Below are 19,355 nucleotides of genomic sequence, written 5' to 3'. Positions count from 1 at the left end.
GATTCGCGCGAGGGGCGGGAGCCGAACGGGCCCGTGCGGGGTTCCACAGCGGAGCGGTCGGGACCGCCCCGTACGATCGACGGGTGAACGCTGAGAAGTCCGGCCCCCCGCGCGGCGGCACGACCGCCCGCTACCCGTCCCGCTCGAGCGCGCGGATGGCGCTGGCGCCGGGGATCCTCGAGGCGATCATCCTGCTCGCGGGGCTCGCGCTGGTCGGCGGCGACGCCTACGACTTCGTCCGGTACCCGGTGGCGATCCTCGCGGCCGTCATCGGCTGGTTCGCGATCCAGGCGAAGGCGTACTACTGGCTGATCGGGCTCGCCCCGATCGTCGTGCTCTGGAACCCGGTCTTGCCGTTCTCGTTCCCGGACGCCGTCTGGTCCTCGCTGCACCTGGCCGCGGTCGGCGTCGTGGTGGCCGCCGGCCTGATCATCCGGGTGCGCGTCGCCGAGTGATCCCGAGGCCGCTGAACGCGACCGGAGGCGTGGGGTGCGGCCGATCCGGCGCTGAGGAGTAGACTCGACGCGCACCCGCACGCCGGGGATGCTGCGACCGGGTCTCAGACCCGTTGCTCGGAGCTCCCGACGGCCACCGGGCGCATCGGTGCCCGTCTCGTCCCCGACGCGACGCGGCCAGTGCAACACCCGCAGTGCAGGCAAGACACGCACAGCACGCAAGACACGCACAGTGCAATGCGACGGCAGAGCGCGGGAACCCCTCCTCCGCCCCCGTCCACGTCGAGGAGGAGCATGGCTCGCAGCGGCCAGCGTCAGTCCGGTCAGTCGCGTCGTTCGACGAGCGCGAGCCCGGGGACCCGCCCGCGCTCGCGTCCGCGCGGCGTCGACAACTCCGGGATCATCCCGATCCTCGCCCGCCGCGTGCGCGAGGTCGAGGCCAAGGCCCAGACCGGCAAGGTCGGGCCCACCAACCGCACGAAGTTCCTGGTGATCGCCCTGCTGATGCGCGAGGAGCGCAAGCGGGTGAAAACCGACACGGAGCTCAGCGACTCGCAGCGCGCGGAGGAGATGAAGCGCCTCGACGGCATCGCGACGATCCTCGCGAAGACCGCGGCGCGCGACACCAGCCTGATCGCCCTGCTCGAATCGGAGGCCGGCATCACCGCGGCCGCGCAGAAGCTGCGCCGCGACTGGCTGCTGGAGGCCGGCGCCGAGCTGAGCCCCGACGAGCTGCTGATCGTGACCGAGCCGGAGCCCAAGCCGGAGGTGCCGGTCAACCAGGTCGTGCCGCCGTCGGTGCGCGCGCGCCAGCTCGCCAACCCCTTCCTCCCGCCGGACTTCTCGATCGCCAGCGCGCCCACCCCCGCCCGTCGTCGCCTCGACGACTGGGAGCTGCTCGGACCGCTGTTCAAGGCCTTCGAGTACGGCGCGGGCGGCCGCGCCGCCAGCATGGAGCTGCCCGAGCCGCCGAAGATCGACCGGGTCACCCCCCGCGGTCGCGATCTGATGCCGCACCAGGCCCGCTTCATCGAGGGCGCGCGCGAGGGTCACCGCAGCTTCCTGCTCGCCGACGAGCCGGGTCTCGGCAAGACGGCGCAGAGCCTCCTCGCCGCCTCCGTCACCGGCTCGTACCCGCTGCTCGCCGTCGTGCCCAACGTCGTGAAGATGAACTGGGCGCGCGAGGTCGAGCGCTGGACCCCTCAGCGCCGCGCGACCGTCATCCACGGCGACGGCGGCACGCTCGACGCGTTCGCCGACGTCGTGATCGTCAACTACGACATCCTCGACCGGCACATCGGCTGGCTCGGCAGCCTCGGCTTCCGCGGCATGGTCGTCGACGAGGCGCACTTCATCAAGAACCTGCGCTCGCAGCGCTCGCAGAGCGTGCTGGCGCTGGCCGCGAAGATCCGCGAGACGACGCCGGGCCACGACCCGCTGATGATCGCCCTCACGGGAACGCCGCTGATCAACGACGTGGACGACTTCCGCGCGATCTGGCGCTTCCTCGGCTGGATCGACGAGACCAAGCCCGGCCCCGAGCTGATGAGCCTGCTCGAGGACACCGGGCTCACCCCCGCGGACACCGGCTTCTACCCGGAGGCGCGCGAGGCGGTCATCGACCTCGGCATCGTCCGGCGGAAGAAGATCGACGTCGCCGCGGACCTGCCCTCGAAGCGGATCGTCGACCTGCCGGTCGAGCTGGACGACGACCTCGGCCGCTCCATCCAGAAGGCGGAGCGCGAGCTCGGCGCCCGGATGCTGCAGCGCTACAAGGCCGTCACCGCGTCGATCACGCACGAGCTCGACGACGACGAGCGCGAGCGCTTCGTCCGCATCGTCGCGCAGAGCGAGCTCGAGGAGTCGAAGTCGGCCAAGACCGGCGAGAACGTCTTCACGATGGTGCGCCGGATCGGCCAGGCCAAGGCGGCGCTCGCCGCCGACTACGCCTCGCAGCTGGCCCGCTCGGTCGGCAAGGTGGTCTTCTTCGCCAAGCACATCGACGTGATGGACCAGGCGGAGGAGACCTTCGAGAAGCGCGATCTCACCTCCGTCTCGATCCGCGGGGACCAGTCGGCGACGTTCCGCCAGGCGCAGATCGACGCGTTCAACGAGGACCCCGACGTCTCGGTCGCGGTCTGCTCGCTCACCGCGGCGGGCGTCGGCGTCAACCTGCAGGCCTCGTCCAACGTCGTCCTGGCCGAGCTGTCCTGGACCTCGGCCGAGCAGACGCAGGCGATCGACCGGGTGCACCGCATCGGCCAGGAGGAGCCGGTCACGGCCTGGCGCATCATCGCGGCGCACACGATCGACGCCAAGATCGCCGAGCTGATCGACGCGAAGGCCGGCCTCGCCGCCCGCGCGCTCGACGGCGCGGACGCCGAGGTCGCCTCGGCCGACACGGTTCAGCTGGACGCGCTCATGCACGTCCTCCGCGAGGCGATCGGCTGAGCGGAGCCGCGAAGAAGTCGCGCTCGAACACGCTCGAGCGCAGGAACGCGTCGCCCATGGCGGCGCGTTCCGCGTTCGTGCCGCGAGCGGCGGCCGCCTCGGTGATCGCGACCGCGCGCTCGGTCGCGACGGCGAAGGCAGGATCCGCGTAGGTGACGAGCCAGTCCGCGTAGGGGTGCCCGGGCCGGTTCGCCGCGGCGAGGCGCTCGCCGATGTCCGCGTAGAGCCAGAAGCAGGGCAGCAGTGCGGCGACGATCTCGCCGTAGCTCCCTCTCGTGCCGACCGCGAGCAGGTGGTCGACGTAGCCGCGGGTGACGGGGGACGCCGTCGCCGTGCGCTCGCCGAGGCGGTCGCGGTGCAGCTGCGCCTCCGCCGCCAGAGCCGAGGCCGAGGACTCCGCCCAGAAGATCTGCTCGGCGGTGCTCGGCGCGAGCTGCGCCGCGACCGCGAGGACCCGGGCGTACTCGGTGAGGTAGAGCGCGTCCTGCTCGAGGTACCACTCGAAGTCGTCGCGGTCGAGGGAGCCGTTGCCGAGCGCCGTGACGAACGGCAGCGCGTCGATCTCGGCGCGGAGCTGCTCCGTCCCGGTCCACATCCGCTCGCAGAACGCCGGGGCGCGCAGCCGGTGGAAGTGGTCGATCGGGCCGTTGCCCTCGCCGACACGGAGCGCGTCGGCGCCGCGGAGGGCGCCGTTCAGCCAGTCCTTCGCCTCGGTCAGCGCCTGCGTGAGCGTGTCCGGAGTCGTCCCGCCGCCGGCGAGGAGCGTCGCCATCGCGGAGGAGAGCGAGCAGCCGGTGCCGTGGGTGTTGCGGGTGGCGACACGCTCGCCCGGCACCTCGCGCACGCCGCCGTCCGGGGTGACGATCGCGTCGGGCGTCGCCGGGCCGTCGAGGTGCCCGCCCTTCACCAGGACCGCGGTGCCGAGATCCCGGGCCACGGAGCGGGCCTGCTCGAGGGCGGCGGACCAGTCGGCGGCCGGCTCGGCTCCGGCGAGCACGGCCAGCTCGGGGAGGTTGGGCGTGACGAGGCCGGCACGGCGGACGAGCGCGCGGACCGCCTCCTCCGCCTCGGGGTCGAGCAGGCGGTGGCCGCTGGTGGCGACCATCACCGGGTCGACGACGACGAGCGGCGGGCGGACGTCGTCCAGCCAGGCGGCGATGATCCCGCCCAGCTCGGCGTTCGCGATCATGCCGATCTTCACGGCGTCGATCTCGACGTCGTCGCTGACCGCGTCGAGCTGCTCGCGGAGGAACGCGGCGGGCGGCAGGTGGATCGAGCGCACGCCGCGGGTGTTCTGCGCGACGAGCGCGGTGACCACGGCCATCCCGTAGCCGCCGAGCGCGCCGATCGACTTGAGGTCGGCCTGGATGCCGGCGCCGCCGGTCGGGTCGGTGCCGGCGATGCTGAGGACGCGGGGTATCGGCCGGGGCTGCGGGAGCGCGGCGCTCATCGGTCCCACTCCGCCCGGAAGGCGCGGGCCGCGGACTCCGGATCGTCGGCCGCGCAGATCGCGGAGACGATCGCGAGACCGGCCGCGCCGGCGCGGCGCAGGGCCGCGGCGTCGCCGGCCGTGACGCCGCCGATGGCGACGCAGGGGAGCGTGGTCGCGGCGGCGAGGGCGGCGAAGCCGTCGATCCCGAGTGGGACCGGGTGGTCGGGCTTGGTCGCCGTCGCCCGGATCACTCCGACGCCGAGGTAGTCGACGGTGCCGGCGGGCAGGGCGTGCGCGGCGGAGAGGTGGGCCGGGGTGTTCGCCGTCAGCCCGATCACCGCGTCGGCGCCGAGGATGCCGCGCGCGGCGAGGACGGGCAGGTCGGACTGGCCGACGTGCACGCCGTCGACCCGGGCTCCGGCCAGGCGGGCGGCGAGGACGACGTCGACGCGGTCGTCGACCAGCAGGGTCGTGCGCTCGTCGAGGACGGCGGCGACGGCGCAGGTCAGGGCGACGAGCTCGGCGGCGGTCGCGTCGTGGTCGCGGACCTGGACGCCGCGGACGCCGCCGGCGACGGCCGCGGCGACGACGGCCGGAACTCCGCGCGGACCGCAGAGGCGGGTGTCGGTGACGAGCTGGAGCGAGAGGTCGATCATGCGATCCGCGCTCCGCTCTCGACGTCGTCGGCAGTGAGTGCGGCGAGAGCGTCGAGGAGGCCGACCGCGAACGAGCCGGGGCCGGCGGCGGTGACGGCGGACTGCTCGGCGGCGAGGCCCCAGACCACGGAGGCGGCGACCGCGGCGCCGAGCGGGTCGGAGCCGCCGGCGCCGAGGAAGGCGGCCATCACGGCGCCCAGCGCGCAGCCGCCGCCGGTGACGCGGGTGAGCAGCGGGTGCCCGCCCGTGACGCGGACGACGCGCTCGCCGTCGGTGACGACGTCGACGGCTCCGGAGACGGCGACGACGGACCCCCAGCGGCGGGCGAGCGCGGTCGCGGCGTCGAGCGCCTCCTCCGGGCCGTCGACCGCGTCGACTCCGCGACCGCCGGCGCCGAGGCCGGCGAGGGCGAGGATCTCCGAGGCGTTGCCGCGGATGATCGCGGGTCGCGCGTCGAGCAGCTCGGCCGCGAGCGCGGTGCGCACCGGCAGCGGGCCGACGGCGACCGGGTCGAGCACCCAGGGTGTGCCGGCCGCGTTCGCCGCCGCGACGGCCTCGCGGGCGCCGTCGCGCTGCTCCGCGTGCGGGGTGCCGAGGTTCACCAGCGTCGCGGAGGCGAGGCCGGCGAAGACGCCGGCCTCGCCGGGCAGGTCGCACATCGCGGGGCTCGCGCCGAGCGCCAGCAGGCTGTTGGCGGTGAAGCCGGTGACCACCGCGTTGGTGATGCACTGGACGAGCGGCACGGCGGACCGCAGCCCGTCGAGGTCTCGGGCGACGGCCGGGCCGTCGAGGAGGGTCGGGTGGGCAGGCGTGCGAATGCTCATTCGCGACATCCCTTCGCTAGTACGAACTAGATCAGGTTCGACGGGTCTCATCTCAGCCCTGGTGGGCACCCCGTGTCACTGCCGACGACCCTAGCGGGTCGCTCCGTCACGCCGTGAGGATCCTGCTGTCGCCGCGGTCGCTGACGACGACCTTGAGCCCGGTCGGCAGCCGCTCGCGCATCGCGTCGACGTGGCTGATGAGGCCGATCGTGCGCCCGCCCGAGCGCAGCGCGTCGAGGGTGCCGAGCGCGGTCTCGAGGGTCTCGGCGTCGAGCGAGCCGAAGCCCTCGTCGATGAACATCGTCTCGAGCGAGACGCCGCCGGACTGCATCGTGACCACGTCGGCCAGGCCCAGGGCGAGGGCGAGCGAGGCGAGGAACGTCTCGCCGCCGGAGAGCGACGCGGGCTGCCGGCGGGCGCCGGTGAAGGCGTCGAGCACGTCGATCCCGAGCCCGGAGGCGGCGCCGCGGTAGGCGAGCGAGTCGTCGTGCACGAGCGCGTAGCGGCCGCTGGTCATCGCGTTCAGCCGCAGATTCGCGGCGGCCACGATCTCCTCGAGCCGGCCCGCGAGGGCGAAGGCCTCGAGGTCCATCCGGCGGGTGTTCTGCCCGCGGCCGTCGATCGTCTCGGCGAGGGCGCGGAGCTCCTCGTGCCGGCGCAGGCGCTCGTCGAGAGTCGCCAGTCGCTCCTCGGCGCGGCCCGCCAGCTCGGCGAGCCGGGCGGCGCGGTGCTCGAGCACCGAGTGCCGCGAGCGGGCCTCGTCGCGGCGGGCGGAGGCGGCGCGCGCGTCCTCCTCCGCGGCGGCGAGGTCGACGGGGGCGGTCGGCAGGCCGGCGAGCTCGGGGTCGGCCAGCACCGAGTCGACGGAGCTGCGGCGGCGCTCGTGCTCGGCGACCACGGCCTCGGCGCGGGCGCGCTCGCCCGAGGTGAGGGCGGCGGACTCGGCGTCGTCGGCGCTCGCGAAGCCGCGGTCGGCGATCACCTCGGCGAGCTGGACCTCGGCGGCCTCGGCCGCCTCGCGGCGCGTGGTCGATGCGTCCTCGGCCTCGACGAGCGCGTCGGCCAGGCGGCGCTGCGCGGTGAGGGCCGCGACGCGGTCGGCGATGCTGGCCGCGCCGTCGCGGTGGGCGTCGATCCGCTCGCGCAGGAGGCGCAGCGCCTCGGCGGCGAGGGCGGCGTCGGAGCTGAGGCGTTGGTGCTCGGCGCGGGCGGTCTCGAGGGCGGCCGCGAGGTCGTCACTGCGGAGACGGAGGTCCGACCGCTCGCGCCGCAGCTCCTCGAGCCGCGTCGCGGCGCTCCGGGACGCGGTGAGCCGCATCTCGGCCTCGGCGCGGGCGGACTGCAGCTCCTCGGCGGTCGTGGCGCCGGCCCGCTCCTCGAGGGCCGCCAGGGCGAGCGCGCCGGCGCTCTCGGCTTCGCGGGCGGCGTCCATCGCGGCGGCGGCGCGGTCGACGGCGGTGCGCGCCTTCTCGATCTCGCCGGTGCCGACGGGCGGCAGCTCGCCGTGCTCGGCGGGGCGCGGGTGCTCGCAGGAGCCGCAGACGGGGCAGGGGTCGCCGGGAGCGAGCGCTCCGGCCAGCTCGCCGGCGAAGCCCGCGAAGCGGCGGGCGACCAGCTCGGCGTGCTCGGCGGCGTGGACGCCGTGCACCCGGGCCGCCTCGGCGTGGGCGGAGCGGAGGCGATCGAGCGCGGTCGCGGCACTCGCGCGCTCGGCGGCGGCGCGGATCCGGCGCTCGAGCGCGGCCAGCTCCTCGGTGCGGGCCGGCAGCGCCGTCGCGTCCGGCGCGAGCGCGTCCTCCTCCGCGGAGAGCGCGTCGAGAAGGGCGGGCAGCGCCCGCAGGTCGCGATCGAGGACGGCCAGCGCGGCGGTGGACCGCTCGCGTGCGGTGACGGTCCGCTCGGCGCGGCGGACCGCCTCGGGCAGGCCGCGCTCGTCGGCCAGCGCATCGGTCAGCGCGCCGAGCGTTCCGGCGAGGCGCTCGGCGGCCCGGGCGGCGGCGGCCCGGTCCGCGGGCTCGTCGAAGGCGGCCGTGAAGGCTACGGCGGCGCTCTCGCGGCTCCGGTCGGCGGCGGCAGACCTCTCCGCCGCCGAGCGCGCGCCCTTCAGCAGCGGCAGCACTCCCTCGGCCCGTCGGGCCCGCTCGATCCGCTCGCGCTCCCGGACGACGAGCGACTCCGCGACCGCGAGCTCCTCGGCCTCGATCAGCGCGCTCCGGCGGCGGTCCTGCGCCCGCTTCACCAGCCGCGTCTCGTCCCGGGCGGTCTCGGCCGCACGGAACGCGGCGTCGGCCTCCGCCACCTCGTCGCGGGCGAGCGCGAGGGGAGCGTCGAGCCGGGTCACCAGGGCGCGGAACCACTCCGCATCGGGCGGCGTCGGCGCCGTCTCCTCGTCACCGGTGAGCCGGACGGCCTCGTCGGCCAACGCCGTCACGGCCGCGCGCTCCTCCTCGAGCGCCGCTCCGCTCTCCTGCCGCTGCTCGACGAGCCGTCGGCGCAGCAGGTCGTAGCGCTCCGTCGCGAAGAGGGTGCGCAGCAGCCGCTGCCGGTCGTCGTTCTTGGCGAGCAGGAACTCGTGGAAGCGGTTCTGCGCCAGCAGGATGACCTGGAGGAACTGGTCCTTGGTCAGGCCGACGATCCGGCCGATGTCGGCCCCCGTCTCGCGCGCGCTGGAGGACAGACCCCGCCACTCGCCGTCGATGTGCTCGAGCAGCGCGACCTTCGCCGCCTGCCGGGTGGTGCCGCCGCCGCGCTTGGCCGGCCGCTCGTACTCCGGTGAGCGGCGGACCCGGTAGAGCCGGCCGGCCGCCTCGAAATCGAGCTCGGCGAACGTCTCGTCCTCGGGGGCGCTGTGGTCGCTGCGCAGGCGCGAGGCCGTGCCGTCGAAGCGCGGCACCGAGCCGTAGAGCGCGAAGCTGATCGCGTCGAGGATCGTCGACTTGCCGGCGCCGGTGCGTCCGGCGATCAGGTAGATCCCGACGTCCTCCAGGCGGTCGAAGTCGATCTCCTGCTCCGCGCGGAAGGGGCCGAGACCGGCGAAGGAGAGGCGGCGGATCCTCACCGCAGTGCCTCGGCGTCGACCTGCGCCAGCGCGTCGAGCGCGAGCGCGCGCTCGGTCTCGCTCGCGCCGTGCCCACCGCGGACGTGCGCGAGGAAGTCGTCGATCACCTCGACGTCGCTGCGCCCGCGGATCCGCTCGGCGTAGCGCCGCTCGTCGACCGCCGCGTGCGGGGGCCGGTGCTCGAGTGTCGCGCAGCCGGGGAAGCGGGACTGCAGCCGCGCCATCGCGTCGAGCGGGCGGACCTCGTCGGTCAGCACCGCCGAGACCCAGTCCGGCTCGTACTCGGCGAGCGACGGGTCGCTCAGCAGCTCGTCCAGCCGACCCTCGATCACGCTCAGCCGCCGCGGCACGGGCAGCGCCGACCAGGTCACCTCGCCGAGCCCGTCGGCGCCGAGCTCGACCAGCCAGCCGCCGCGCGGCTTCGAGGCCTCGCCGAACGAGTAGTGCAGCGGAGCGCCGGAGTAGCGCACGCTCGGCAGCAGGATCGCCCGCCCGTGGATGTGCCCGAGTGCCGCGTAGTCGGCCGGGGCGAAGTGGTCGACCGAGACGTAGTCGATCCCGCCGGCCGTGATGTCGCGCTCGACCGTGCCGGCCGGGGCGCCGACGGCGAAGCAGTGCGCGAGCACCACCCAGCGCCGCCCGGCCGCCTCGGCGTGCGCGCGGATGCGGCGCATCGCGAAGGCGAGGACGTCCTCGTGCCGGCGGAGCGACTCCTCCGGGTGCCGGTGCCGGTAGAGGGCCGGCTCGAGGTAGGGGATGCCGTAGAAGCCGACCTCGAGCCCGCTCCCGTCGCGGAGGACGACCGGCTCGGCGTACGCCTCGGGATCGGTGAGCACGTGCACGCCGGAGCCGCGCAGCAGCCCGGCCTGGAAGCCCAGCCGGGCGGGGGAGTCGTGATTGCCGCTGGTCAGCACGACCTCGGCGCCGGCCGCGCGGATCGCCTCGAGCGTGCGGGTGAGCAGGGTGTAGTGCTCGGCCGCCGGCACCGCGGAGTCGAAGACGTCGCCGGAGATCAGGACGACGTCGACCGCCTCGGAGCGCACCGTCTCGACGAGTGCGTCGAGCACGACGCCGAGCGCGGCGACGCTCGAGTGGCCGTGGAAGGTGCGGCCGATGTGCCAGTCGGAGGTGTGCAGGAGCTTCACGACCGTCCTTTCGCGGGGTCTGCGGGTGTGCGGTGGCGCTCCCTGTCGTGCCCCTCCAGGCTACTGAGCGGCTCCGACACCGGACGCCGGCCGAGCCGTCGCCGCCGGACACCTCCCGTTCACCCGCGGGTGCAGAATGGGTCGTCGGTCGATCGAAGGAGGCCCCGCGTGAAGCTGCCCCGAGTGCCCTCGACCCTCCTCGGTCTCGGCTCGCGCACCCGCGCCGCCGCCGAGGACACCAGCCCGATCGAGCGGATCCGCCCCGAGGAGGAGCCGGTCCGCCGGAGCACCGTCGACAACGCGATCTACCAGGACGGCCGGCGCGTCGTCTCGCCGCACAGCATCCCGGAGGCGCTCGCCGCCCTGCAGAAGCTGCCGGACGCGATGGCCTGGATCGGCCTCTACCGTCCGACCGAGGCCGAGCTGGCGGCTCTCGAGGACGAGTTCTCGATGCACCCGCTCGCGATCGAGGACGCGATCAGCGCGCACCAGCGGCCCAAGCTCGAGCGCTACGGCAGCGACATGTTCGTGGTGCTGCGGGCCGCGAGCTACGCGGACCAGCGCGAGGAGGTCGACTTCGGCGAGCTCCACCTCTTCGTCGGGCCGAACTTCGTCGTCACCGTCCGCCACTCCGAGAAGCCCGACCTCTCCCTGGTCCGGCGCCGGATGGAGGCCGACCCCGAGCTGCTGCGCAAGGGCCCGGTGGCGGTCCTCTACGCGATCCTCGACGCGGTCGTCGACCAGTACGCCCCGGTCGTCGCCGGCCTCGAGAACGACATCGACGAGATCGAGGCGCAGGTCTTCGAGGGGGACCCCGCGGTGTCCCGGCGCATCTACGAGCTCTCCCAGGAGGTGCTCGACTTCCAGCGGGCGACCCGCCCGCTGACCGGCATGCTCGGCCGGCTGGTCACCGACTTCGACGTCTTCCGCGAGGACGTCGAGCTGCGCCGCTACCTCCGCGACGTCGCCGACCACGTCGCTGTGGTCGACGAGCGCGTCGAGGGCTTCCGGACGACCCTCCGCGAGATCCTCGCGGTGAACGCCACGCTGGTCGCGCAGCGCCAGAACGAGGACATGAAGAAGCTCGCGGAGGCGGGCAACCAGCAGAACGACGAGGTCAAGCGGATCTCCGCCTGGGCCGCCATCTTCTTCGCGCCGACCATGATCTCCAGCGTCTACGGCATGAACTTCGACGCGATGCCCGAGCTGCACCTCGCCTGGGGCTACCCGGCGGCGCTCGGGCTGATGGTCGCCTCGAGCGTGGTCCTGCACCGGCTGTTCAAGCGCTGGGGCTGGCTCTGAGCCGCCGCCGACGGCCGCGCGCGCTGTCAACACCCTGACGGGTCCGGCCGCCGCGCGTAGCGTCGGTCCGAGCCGCCCTCCGCGGCCCGAGTGCAGGGAGACCCGATGAAGCGAATCGACGTGCCGGCGACCGAGCGGACCTCGCTCTGGCGGCAGGACGCCGCTCCGATCCCGGGCGACGCGTTCGTGCCGGGCGCGCACTACGACGACGTGATCGTCGGAGCCGGCCTCTCCGGACTCGTGACGGCGCTCCTGCTCCAGCGCGGCGGCCGCCGCGTGCTCGTCCTCGAGGCCCGCGAGGTCGGCGCGGTCGCGACCGGCAGCAGCACCGCCAAGCTCAGCCTCCTGCAGGGGACGCACCTGTCGAAGATCGCGGCCCGCAACACCCCCGCGGTCACCCGGGCCTACGTCGCCGCGAACCTCGCGGGCTTCACCTGGCTCGTCGACTACCTCCGCGAGGCCGGCGTGCCCGTGCAGCGCCGCACCGCCTACAGCTACGCCCAGACCCCCGACGGGGTGGACGCGGTGCTGCGCGAGCACGAGACGGCCCGCCGCTTCGGCCTGGCCACCCGCCTCGTCGGCTCGCTCGACACGCCCTTCCCGAGCACCGCCGCGGTGGCGCTCGACGACCAGGCAGAGTTCGATCCGATGGCGTTGCTGACGGCGCTCGCCGCCGACTTCCGGGCCGCGGGCGGCGTGCTCGTGCAGGGCGTCCGCGCGCTCGGGCTGAGCGCCTCCTCGCCCGTGCGCGTGCGGACCAGCGCCGGGGACGTGACCGGCGAGCGGGCGTACCTGCTCACCGGCACGCCGATCCTGGACCGCGGGCTCTACTTCGCCAAGCAGGTCGCCCTGCGCTCCTACGCGGTGGCCTTCCGCGGTGCCGAGACGATCCCGGACGGCATGTACCTCTCCGTCGACGGGCCCTCGCGCTCGATCCGCGACGTGGAGCGGGACGGGGAGCGGCTGCTGCTGATCGGCGGAAACGGCCACGTCGTCGGCCGGAGGGCGCGGACGCAGGAGAGCGTCGACGACCTGATCGCCTGGACCCGCCGCTCCTTCCCCGGCGCCGAGCCGATCGCGCAGTGGAGCGCGCAGGACTACGAAGCGTTCCACCGGGTGCCGTTCGTCGGCTGGCTGCCGCGGGGCCGCGGGCGGATCTTCTTCGCCTCCGGCTACGACAAGTGGGGGATGACCAACGCGGTGCAGGCGGCGCTCACGCTCGTCGGCGACTCGAGGGGCGAGACGCCGCCGTGGGCGAAGGTCCTGCACCGCCGCCCGACGCTGCCACGGGTGATGGCGGAGGGGGCCGGAGCGCTCGCCGCGGTCGGCGCCTGGTACGCCCGCGGCTACTGGTCGGCCCTGCGCGCGCCGCGCTCGGTGGACGTGGTGCCGGAGGAGGGGCACGGCGCGCTCGCCCGTGACGGCCTGCAGCCCGTCGCCGTCTCGACGGTCGAGGGCCGCCGTTGCGCGGTCTCGGCGGTCTGCCCGCACCTGGGCGGCGTCGTCACCTGGAACGACGCCGAGCGCAGCTGGGACTGCCCCCTGCACGGCTCGCGCTTCGCCGCCGACGGGTCGGTGCTGGAGGGACCCGCGGTCGCGCCGCTCGCGCCGGTGCGCTGACGACCCGCGGCGCTGACGACCCGCGGCGCCGGTCGCCCGGTAGGGTCGGCGCATGGGGGACACACTGCACGTCCGACGACTGATCGCGCCTCGACTCGCGGCGGGCGCGCTCGGCCTGGCCGTCGCTGCCGCCGCGCTGACGGGCTGCACGAGCGGGGGCGGCGCCGAGGCGCAGACCCCGGCGCCGACCGTCACGGTGACGGTCGAGCCGACGGCGCGCGGGACGGTTCCGGGCGAGCAGGACACCAGCGTGTCCTACGTGTGCGGCCGCTACAGCTCGCTGCTCAGCATCGGCTGGACCATGCAGTGGTTCCACGACCGCGGCGACGTCTCGGACGAGGCGTACCAGGTGTTCCTCGAGCGGCAGGCCTTCCAGCTCCAGACGGTGCGGATGCAGAACCCGGAGCCGGACGAGACCGGCGTCTCCGCCGCGTCCTCCGGCATCCGGACCTACCTGCAGGACGCCCAGGCGGCCGCCGGCCGATGGACGTACGACCCGTCGTCACCGGAGTGGAGCACCCTCCAGTCCGACCTCGGAGTCGGCTGCGCCGCCGCCGGCTCGACCCTCGCCTCCTACGCCGAGCCCGAGATGGGCGGCTGAGCCGCCGGCCCGAGAGCACCTGCCGATCGAGCAGCCGCACTGCGCGCCACCCACGTCGATCGAGCAGCCCGCGTTGCGGGCCGCCCCTGCTGGTGACGGAGCCCGCGGAGCGGGCGCCCATGCTGGTCGAGCAGCCCGCGCTGCGCGCCGCCCTTGGCGATCGAGCAGCACGCGGAGCGGCCCCTCATGCTGATCGAGTAGCCCGCGGAGCGGCCCCTCATGCTGATCGAGTAGCCCGCGGAGCGGGCGTATCGAGATCCACCATCGCCGGGAGTGCGGGTGATGGTGGGTCTCGATACGCCCCTGCGGGGCTACTCGACCAGCATGGGGTGAGGGTGGGTCCCGAGACGCCCCTTGCGGAGCTACTCGACCGACTCGTCCTCGGAGGGCTCCGCGACCTCGCGGCCGTCGGCGCCCGAGGCGTCGCCGTCCACGTGCAGGTCGGTGTCGCCGGGGATGCTGAAGTCGCTCAGGGGGTCGAGCGGCCCGTCCTCGTGGCTGGCGGAGTCGGGGGCGTCGCTGGTCTCGTCGCGTGCGGTCATACCTGCACCCTACGAGCGTCCGACGAGCCGCTGCACCGCGGTCACCGGGATCGACAGCCACTCGGGGCGGTTGCGCGCCTCGTAGATGGCCTCGTAGATGGCCTTGTCGAGCTCGAAGGCGTCCAGGACGGCGCGGTGCGCGGTGACCGCGTCGCCCGCCTCCTCCGTGTAGCCCTCGAGGAAGGCGCGGCGGCTCGCGAGCGCCCAGGCGGCGCGGGAGTCGCCCGGCGACGCCTGCTCGTGCGCGCCCGCCGCGTAGTCGAAGGAGCGGAGCATCCCGGCCACGTCGCGCAAAGCGATGTCCGGCAGCAGCCGCTCGTGCATCGGCCGCAGCGGCTCGCCCTCGAAGTCCAGCAGGACCCAGCCGCGGCCGGGCACGGCCAGCACCTGGCCGAGGTGGTAGTCGCCGTGGATGCGCTGCAGCCGCGGCCACGGGGCCTGCTCGGCCGCCTGGAAGACCGCGTCGATCGCGTCGGCGTCCTCGGCGATGACGGGCACCTCGGAGGAGGCGATCCGCAGCCGGCGGCGCATGGTCGCGATCATCCGCTGCACGACCTCGGGCGTCGCGTCCTCGGTCGGCATCACCTCGGCGAGGGTGGAGTGCACCTGCGCGGTCGCCAGGCCCAGCTCACGCGCCGGACCGGTGAAGTCGGTGTCGCCGGCGACCGCCTCGAGCGCGACGCGCCAGGCGTCCTCGACGCCCGGCAGGAACTCCTGCGCGAAGGCGAGGTGGCCGAAGGCCCGGCCGGTCGGCTCGCCGCGGTCGTCCCACTCGCCGGTGGCGTTGCCGATCACCGGCGGCACGAGCGTGCTGCCCGCGGCGTTCAGCGCCGACTGCACGGTGACGTCCGGGTTCTCGCCGTGGTGCAGCGCGCGGAAGACCTTGACGATCACGGGGGTGCCGGCCGAGCCGTCCTCCGCGGTGGTCTGCACGATGATCGAGGTGTTCGACTGCTCGCCGCTGAGGATCCGCGACGACGCGAACGCGCCGATCACGGCGCCGGGCTGGCGGTGTCCCTCGGCGCGGGCGCCGCCCAGGGCGCCCTCCGCGTCGGAGGAGCCGCCGTCGGCGATCAGCTCGAAGAGCGCCCGCGCGAACAGCGGGTCGCGGGGTCCGTCGTAGACGAAGCGGGTCCCGTCGCTCTCGATCAGCGCGTCCTCGAGGCCCGCGACGGGCGACGAGCGCACGGTCACCGGCACCTGGTAGAGCACCGGGCTCGAGCCGGCCCGGTCGATGACGAGGTGCACGACGACGTCGCCGTCACCGCGCTCCAGGCGCCACTCGCCCCGGATCTCCAGCTCGGGGCGGCGCCCCTTGCTCGCGTACCACCGCTGATCGGCGACCCAGGCCGCGGCCCGGTCGATCGACAGTCCTGCGCTCATCTCTGCACTTCCCCTCGGTCGGCACCCCGAACCTTACGCGGCGCGATCGACGCGCCGGTGGGGCTTGCGGCGCGCCCACCCGATCCGGATCCCCGGCTCAGGAGCGGGTCTCCTCCGCCAGCCCGAGCACGTCCAGGATCCAGGCGTACTCGAACGCCACCTCGCGCCAGCGCTCGTAGCGCCCGCTCACGCCGCCGTGCCCGGCCGTCATCTCGATCTTGAGCAGTGCCGGCGCGCCGACCTCGCGCAGCCGGGCGACCCACTTGGCCGGCTCCACGTAGAGCACGCGGGTGTCGTTGAGGCTCGTCGTCGCGAGGATCCGCGGATACCGGACGCCCTCGCGCACGTTCTCGTACGGCGAGTACGACTTCATGTACGCGTAGACCTCGGCGTCGTGCAGCGGGTCGCCCCACTCGTCCCACTCGATCACGGTCAGCGGCAGCGACGGGTCGAGGATCGAGGTCAGCGCGTCCACGAACGGCACCTGCGCCAGGATGCCGGCGAAGGCCTCCGGGGCGAGGTTCGCGACCGCGCCCATCAGCAGGCCGCCGGCCGAGCCGCCCTGCGCGACGAGGCGCTCGGGCGTGGTGAAGCCGGCCTCGACGAGGTGGCGGGCGGAGTCGACGAAGTCGGTGAAGGTGGTGCGCTTGGCGAGGGTCTTGCCCTCCTCGTACCAGGAGCGCCCCATCTCGCCGCCGCCGCGGACGTGCGCGATGGCGAAGACCACGCCGCGGTCGAGCAGCGAGAGCCGGGCGATCGAGAAGCCCGGGTCGATGCTCGCCTCGTAGGAGCCGTAGCCGTAGAGCAGGAGCGGCGCGGGGGCCTCGTCGGGCGCCGCCGCGTCCTTCCGCCAGACCATCGACAGCGGGATGCGCGTGCCGTCCTCGGCGGTCGCCCACTCGCGGCGCTGCTCGTAGCGGGCGGGGTCGTAGTCGCCGAGCACCGGCTGCTGCTTGAGCACGGTCCGCTCGCCGGTCGCGACATCGAGGGTGAGCACCGTGGAGGGGGTGACGAACGAGGTGTAGGCGAGCCGCAGCGCGGACTGCTCCCACTCCGGGTTGCCGGCGAGGCCCGCGTCGTAGAGCGGCTCGTCGAAGACGATCTCGTCCAGGCGCGCGCCGCCGTCGCCGTCGATCAGGAGGCCGAGGCGGGTCGCTCCCGCCTCGCGGTAGGAGACGACGACGTGCCGCGCGAAGGCGTCGACGCCCTCGATCCGCCGTCCCGGGGTGTGCGGGACGAGGACGCGGCGCTCGGCCGCCCGCTCCTCGGGGGAGAGCGCGAGGTCGGCCGGCTCCTCGACGATCTCGAAGTCGAGTGCGCCGTCGTTGTGCACGATCAGCAGGCGGTCGCGGCCGTCGACGACGGCGTGGTCCACCTCGTACTCGACGCCCTCGCGGCGCGGCCAGACCGAGCGGAACTCGCCGGTCGGGTCCTCCGCGTCGAGCAGCAGGCACTCGCTGGTGATCTTGCTGCCGATCTCGATGACGAGGAAGCGGCGGCTGCGGGTGAGCCCCACGCCGATCCAGTAGCGCTCGTCGGGCTCGGAGAAGACGACCTCGTCGGCGGTCGACTCGGTGCCGACGGTGTGCCGCCAGATCGTGTCCGGCCGCCAGGACTCGTCGACCGTGGGGTAGAAGACGAAGCGGGCGTCGGCGCCGAAGGTCGCGCCGCCGCCGGTGCCCTCGACGACGTCGGGCAGGTCCTCGCCGGTGCTGAGATCGCGGATGCGCAGCGTGTAGCGCTCGTCGCCCTCGACGTCGGTGCCGAAGAGCAGGAAGCGCCCGTCGGCGGAGACGTCGAAGCTGCCGAGCGAGAAGAAGTCGTGGCCCTCGGCCTCGATGTTGCCGTCGAGCACCACCTGCTCGCCCTCGAGCGGTCCGCCCTCGGCGATGGAGGGCGGGGTCCAGTCGTCCGGGCCGGAGATCGGCGCGCGGCAGTGCACGCCGTACTGGCGGCCCTCGTAGGAGCGGGAGAAGTACCACCAGGCACCCTCGCGGACGGGCACCGACAGGTCGGTCTCCTTCGTCCGGGAGCGGATCTCGTCGAAGAGGCGCTCGCGCAGCGGCGCGAGGGGAGCGAGGAGGGCGTCGGTGTAGGCGTTCTCGGCCTCGAGGTGCGCGATCACCTCGGGCTCCTCCTTCTGCCGCAGCCACTCGTACTGATCGACCACCAGATCGCCGTGGTGACGGCGTTCGAGCGGGACACGGCGGGCGACGGGAGGGACGGGCGCGGTCATCGCTCCAGCCTAGGCCGACCTCGCGCCCCGCCGCGGGCCTGCCGCCGGGAGCGTCTCCCGCGTGCGCACAATGGACCATGGCTCAGCGTGCGGACCGGACGAAGGCGGAGGCGCCGCGGCGCGTGCAGACCGAGGTGGAGCGGAAGTACGACGTCGATGCGGACACCGCCCTGCCGGAGCTGACCGGCGCGGGCACCGTCGACACGGCGCTCGCCGAGGAGCCCGTCCGCCTGTCCGCCCAGTACTTCGACACCGCGGACCGCGCGCTCTCCCGCGGGCGGATCACGCTCCGCCGCCGCGAGGGCGGCGAGGACGAGGGCTGGCACGTCAAGCTGCCGGGCTCGGCCGGTCGCACCGAGATCCACGCGCCGCTCACCGCCTCCCGCACCGTGCCGGCCGAGGTCCGCGAGCCGGTGCTCGGCCACGTCGGCCGCGCGCGGCTCGAGCCGCTCGCCACCCTGGAGACCGTCCGCGCGATCACCCGGGTCGCCGACTCCGCCGGCCGCCGCCTCGCCGAGATCGCGGACGACCTGGTCGTCGCGCACGACCAGCGCTCGGGCGTCGAGCGGCGCTGGCGGGAGTGGGAGATCGAGCTCGTCGACGTCCACGGCCCCGAGGGCGAGGCCGTCCTCGACGCGATCGAGGAGCGACTGCTCGCCGCCGGCGCCCGCCCCGCCGAGAGCGCCTCGAAGCTGGCCCGGGCCACCGGCGGTCCGATCGAGGACGCGCACCCCGCACCCCAGGACGGCGGGGAGGCGGCGCTCGCCGCGATCCGCGAGCTCCTCACCGGCCTGCGCGCCGTCGATCCGCGGGTGCGCCTCGAGGCCGACGACGCGCTGCACCGGATGCGCCTGCACACCCGCCGCCTGCGCAGCGTCCTCGCCGCCTCCCGCTCCGTGCTGGAGCGCGAGGCCCTCGATCCGCTGCGCGACGAGCTGCGCTGGCTCGGCGGCGTCCTCGGCGCCGCCCGCGACGAGGAGGTGCTCGCGGCCCGCCTCCGCACCGCCGTCGACGAGGCGGGGGAGGGACTGCCCGCGAAGGCCGTCGTCGGTACCACCCTCTTCGACGCGATCGAGCGCCGGCACTCGATCGCCCGGCAGCGGGTCGCCAAGACCCTGCGCGGCGCCCGCTACCTCGCCCTGCTCGCCGCGCTCGACGCCCTGCTGGCCGACCCGCCGCGGACGGCGAAGGCAGGCGCGAGCGCGAAGAAGCTCGTCCGCCGCTCCCTCGCGAAGGAGGTCTCGCGCGTCGACGCGGCCCGCAAGGGCGGAGACGACCTCGAGGCCCGGCACGAGCTGCGCAAGGCCGCGAAGCGCCTGCGCTACGTCGTCGAGGCCTGGAGCGCGGTCGTCCCGGACGCCGTCGGCGCGACGCAGCGACGGATCGCGAAGGCGGCGAAGGCCGTCGCGGACGCGCTCGGCGAGGAGCGCGACGCCCTCGCCGCCCGCGATGTGCTCCGCGGGCACGCCCTCGTCGCGGCCCGTCGCGGCGAGCCGGCGTTCGCCCTCGGCGTCGCCTCCGCCCGAGAGGAGAGCCGGGCTCACGAGGCCGCGCGAGCCGGGGACGCGGCGCTGGAGCGGCTGCACTCCCTGTCAAGCTGAGCAGGACGGTCATCCGCACGAAACGGGCGGCGGATAATGTGAATCATGC

Annotated in this window: 14 protein-coding genes and 1 riboswitch; of the genes, 6 read left to right on the top strand and 8 right to left on the bottom strand. The window is 74.6% G+C overall.

Translation table 11 applies throughout. The features are described 5' to 3' along the window. The first annotated feature begins 83 nt into the window (after positions 1–83). Positions 84–455 (top strand): DUF6804 family protein, encoded by a 372-nt coding sequence (locus MT353_RS00920; RefSeq protein ID WP_243623389.1) that lies wholly within the window; start codon positions 84–86, stop codon positions 453–455. Between the two features lie 294 nt (positions 456–749). Then, a complete protein-coding gene (locus MT353_RS00915) occupies positions 750–2,906 on the top strand; it encodes a DEAD/DEAH box helicase (protein WP_243623387.1) in 2,157 nt (718 codons plus the stop codon). On the opposite strand, the gene thiD is transcribed toward MT353_RS00915, so the two are convergent. The 5 genes from thiD to MT353_RS00890 all read right to left on the bottom strand — a co-directional run bounded on the left by thiD (position 2,875) and on the right by MT353_RS00890 (position 10,021). Further along, positions 2,875–4,356 (bottom strand): bifunctional hydroxymethylpyrimidine kinase/phosphomethylpyrimidine kinase, encoded by a 1,482-nt coding sequence (thiD, locus tag MT353_RS00910; RefSeq protein ID WP_243623386.1) that lies wholly within the window; start codon positions 4,354–4,356, stop codon positions 2,875–2,877. The two genes, MT353_RS00915 and thiD, sit on opposite strands and share 32 nt — an antisense overlap. Further along, entirely contained in the window at positions 4,353–4,994 is a 642-nt protein-coding gene (gene thiE, locus MT353_RS00905; RefSeq protein ID WP_243623385.1) for a thiamine phosphate synthase, read from the bottom strand. Before thiE ends, thiD begins: the two co-directional genes overlap by 4 nt. Continuing rightward, a complete protein-coding gene (thiM, locus tag MT353_RS00900) occupies positions 4,991–5,818 on the bottom strand; it encodes a hydroxyethylthiazole kinase (protein WP_243623384.1) in 828 nt (275 codons plus the stop codon). The genes thiE and thiM overlap by 4 nt, the downstream gene beginning before the upstream one ends. Further along, positions 5,810–5,901: riboswitch (TPP riboswitch) on the bottom strand. (Overlaps the previous gene by 9 nt.) A 23-nt stretch (positions 5,902–5,924) precedes the next feature. Next, complete coding sequence (locus tag MT353_RS21820) at positions 5,925–8,876, bottom strand: AAA family ATPase (protein WP_243623383.1); 2,952 nt, start codon at positions 8,874–8,876, stop codon at positions 5,925–5,927. Then, positions 8,873–10,021, bottom strand: a complete 1,149-nt coding sequence (locus tag MT353_RS00890; protein ID WP_243623381.1) for an exonuclease SbcCD subunit D — start codon at positions 10,019–10,021, stop codon at positions 8,873–8,875. The genes MT353_RS21820 and MT353_RS00890 overlap by 4 nt, the downstream gene beginning before the upstream one ends. A 168-nt stretch (positions 10,022–10,189) precedes the next feature. Here MT353_RS00890 and MT353_RS00885 point away from each other — a divergent pair, with 168 nt between their 5' ends. From MT353_RS00885 to MT353_RS00875, 3 genes are all read left to right on the top strand, one after another. Beyond that, on the top strand, positions 10,190–11,323 hold the full coding sequence (locus tag MT353_RS00885) for a magnesium and cobalt transport protein CorA (RefSeq protein WP_123702982.1): 1,134 nt from the start codon (positions 10,190–10,192) through the stop codon (positions 11,321–11,323). A 105-nt stretch (positions 11,324–11,428) separates the two neighbouring features. Next, positions 11,429–12,943: an FAD-dependent oxidoreductase gene (locus MT353_RS00880; protein ID WP_243623380.1), complete on the top strand. Its 1,515-nt coding sequence runs from the start codon at positions 11,429–11,431 to the stop codon at positions 12,941–12,943. A gap of 52 nt (positions 12,944–12,995) precedes the next feature. Beyond that, positions 12,996–13,544 (top strand): hypothetical protein, encoded by a 549-nt coding sequence (locus tag MT353_RS00875; RefSeq protein ID WP_243623378.1) that lies wholly within the window; start codon positions 12,996–12,998, stop codon positions 13,542–13,544. Positions 13,545–13,906: 362 nt separating this feature from the next. On the opposite strand, the gene MT353_RS00870 is transcribed toward MT353_RS00875, so the two are convergent. From MT353_RS00870 to MT353_RS00860, 3 genes are all read right to left on the bottom strand, one after another. Next, positions 13,907–14,086, bottom strand: coding sequence for a hypothetical protein (locus MT353_RS00870; RefSeq protein WP_243598995.1), 180 nt, complete (start codon positions 14,084–14,086; stop codon positions 13,907–13,909). Positions 14,087–14,095: 9 nt separating this feature from the next. Continuing rightward, positions 14,096–15,469 carry a phosphotransferase gene (locus MT353_RS00865; RefSeq protein WP_243623376.1) on the bottom strand — a complete coding sequence of 458 codons (1,374 nt, stop codon included), beginning with the start codon at positions 15,467–15,469 and terminating at the stop codon, positions 14,096–14,098. Positions 15,470–15,566: 97 nt separating this feature from the next. Next, positions 15,567–17,705 (bottom strand): S9 family peptidase, encoded by a 2,139-nt coding sequence (locus MT353_RS00860; RefSeq protein WP_243623374.1) that lies wholly within the window; start codon positions 17,703–17,705, stop codon positions 15,567–15,569. Positions 17,706–17,782: 77 nt separating this feature from the next. On the opposite strand from MT353_RS00860, the gene MT353_RS00855 reads away from it, so the two are divergent. After that, on the top strand, positions 17,783–19,306 hold the full coding sequence (locus MT353_RS00855; RefSeq protein WP_243623373.1) for a CYTH and CHAD domain-containing protein: 1,524 nt from the start codon (positions 17,783–17,785) through the stop codon (positions 19,304–19,306). Positions 19,307–19,355: the final 49 nt, after the last annotated feature.

It is taken from the genome of Rathayibacter sp. VKM Ac-2927 (assembly GCF_022815525.1).
Taxonomy (GTDB): Bacteria; Actinomycetota; Actinomycetes; order Actinomycetales; family Microbacteriaceae; genus Rathayibacter; species Rathayibacter festucae.
Note: the sequence above shows the minus strand (reverse complement) of the source record. Positions and strands in the feature narration are given on the sequence as shown.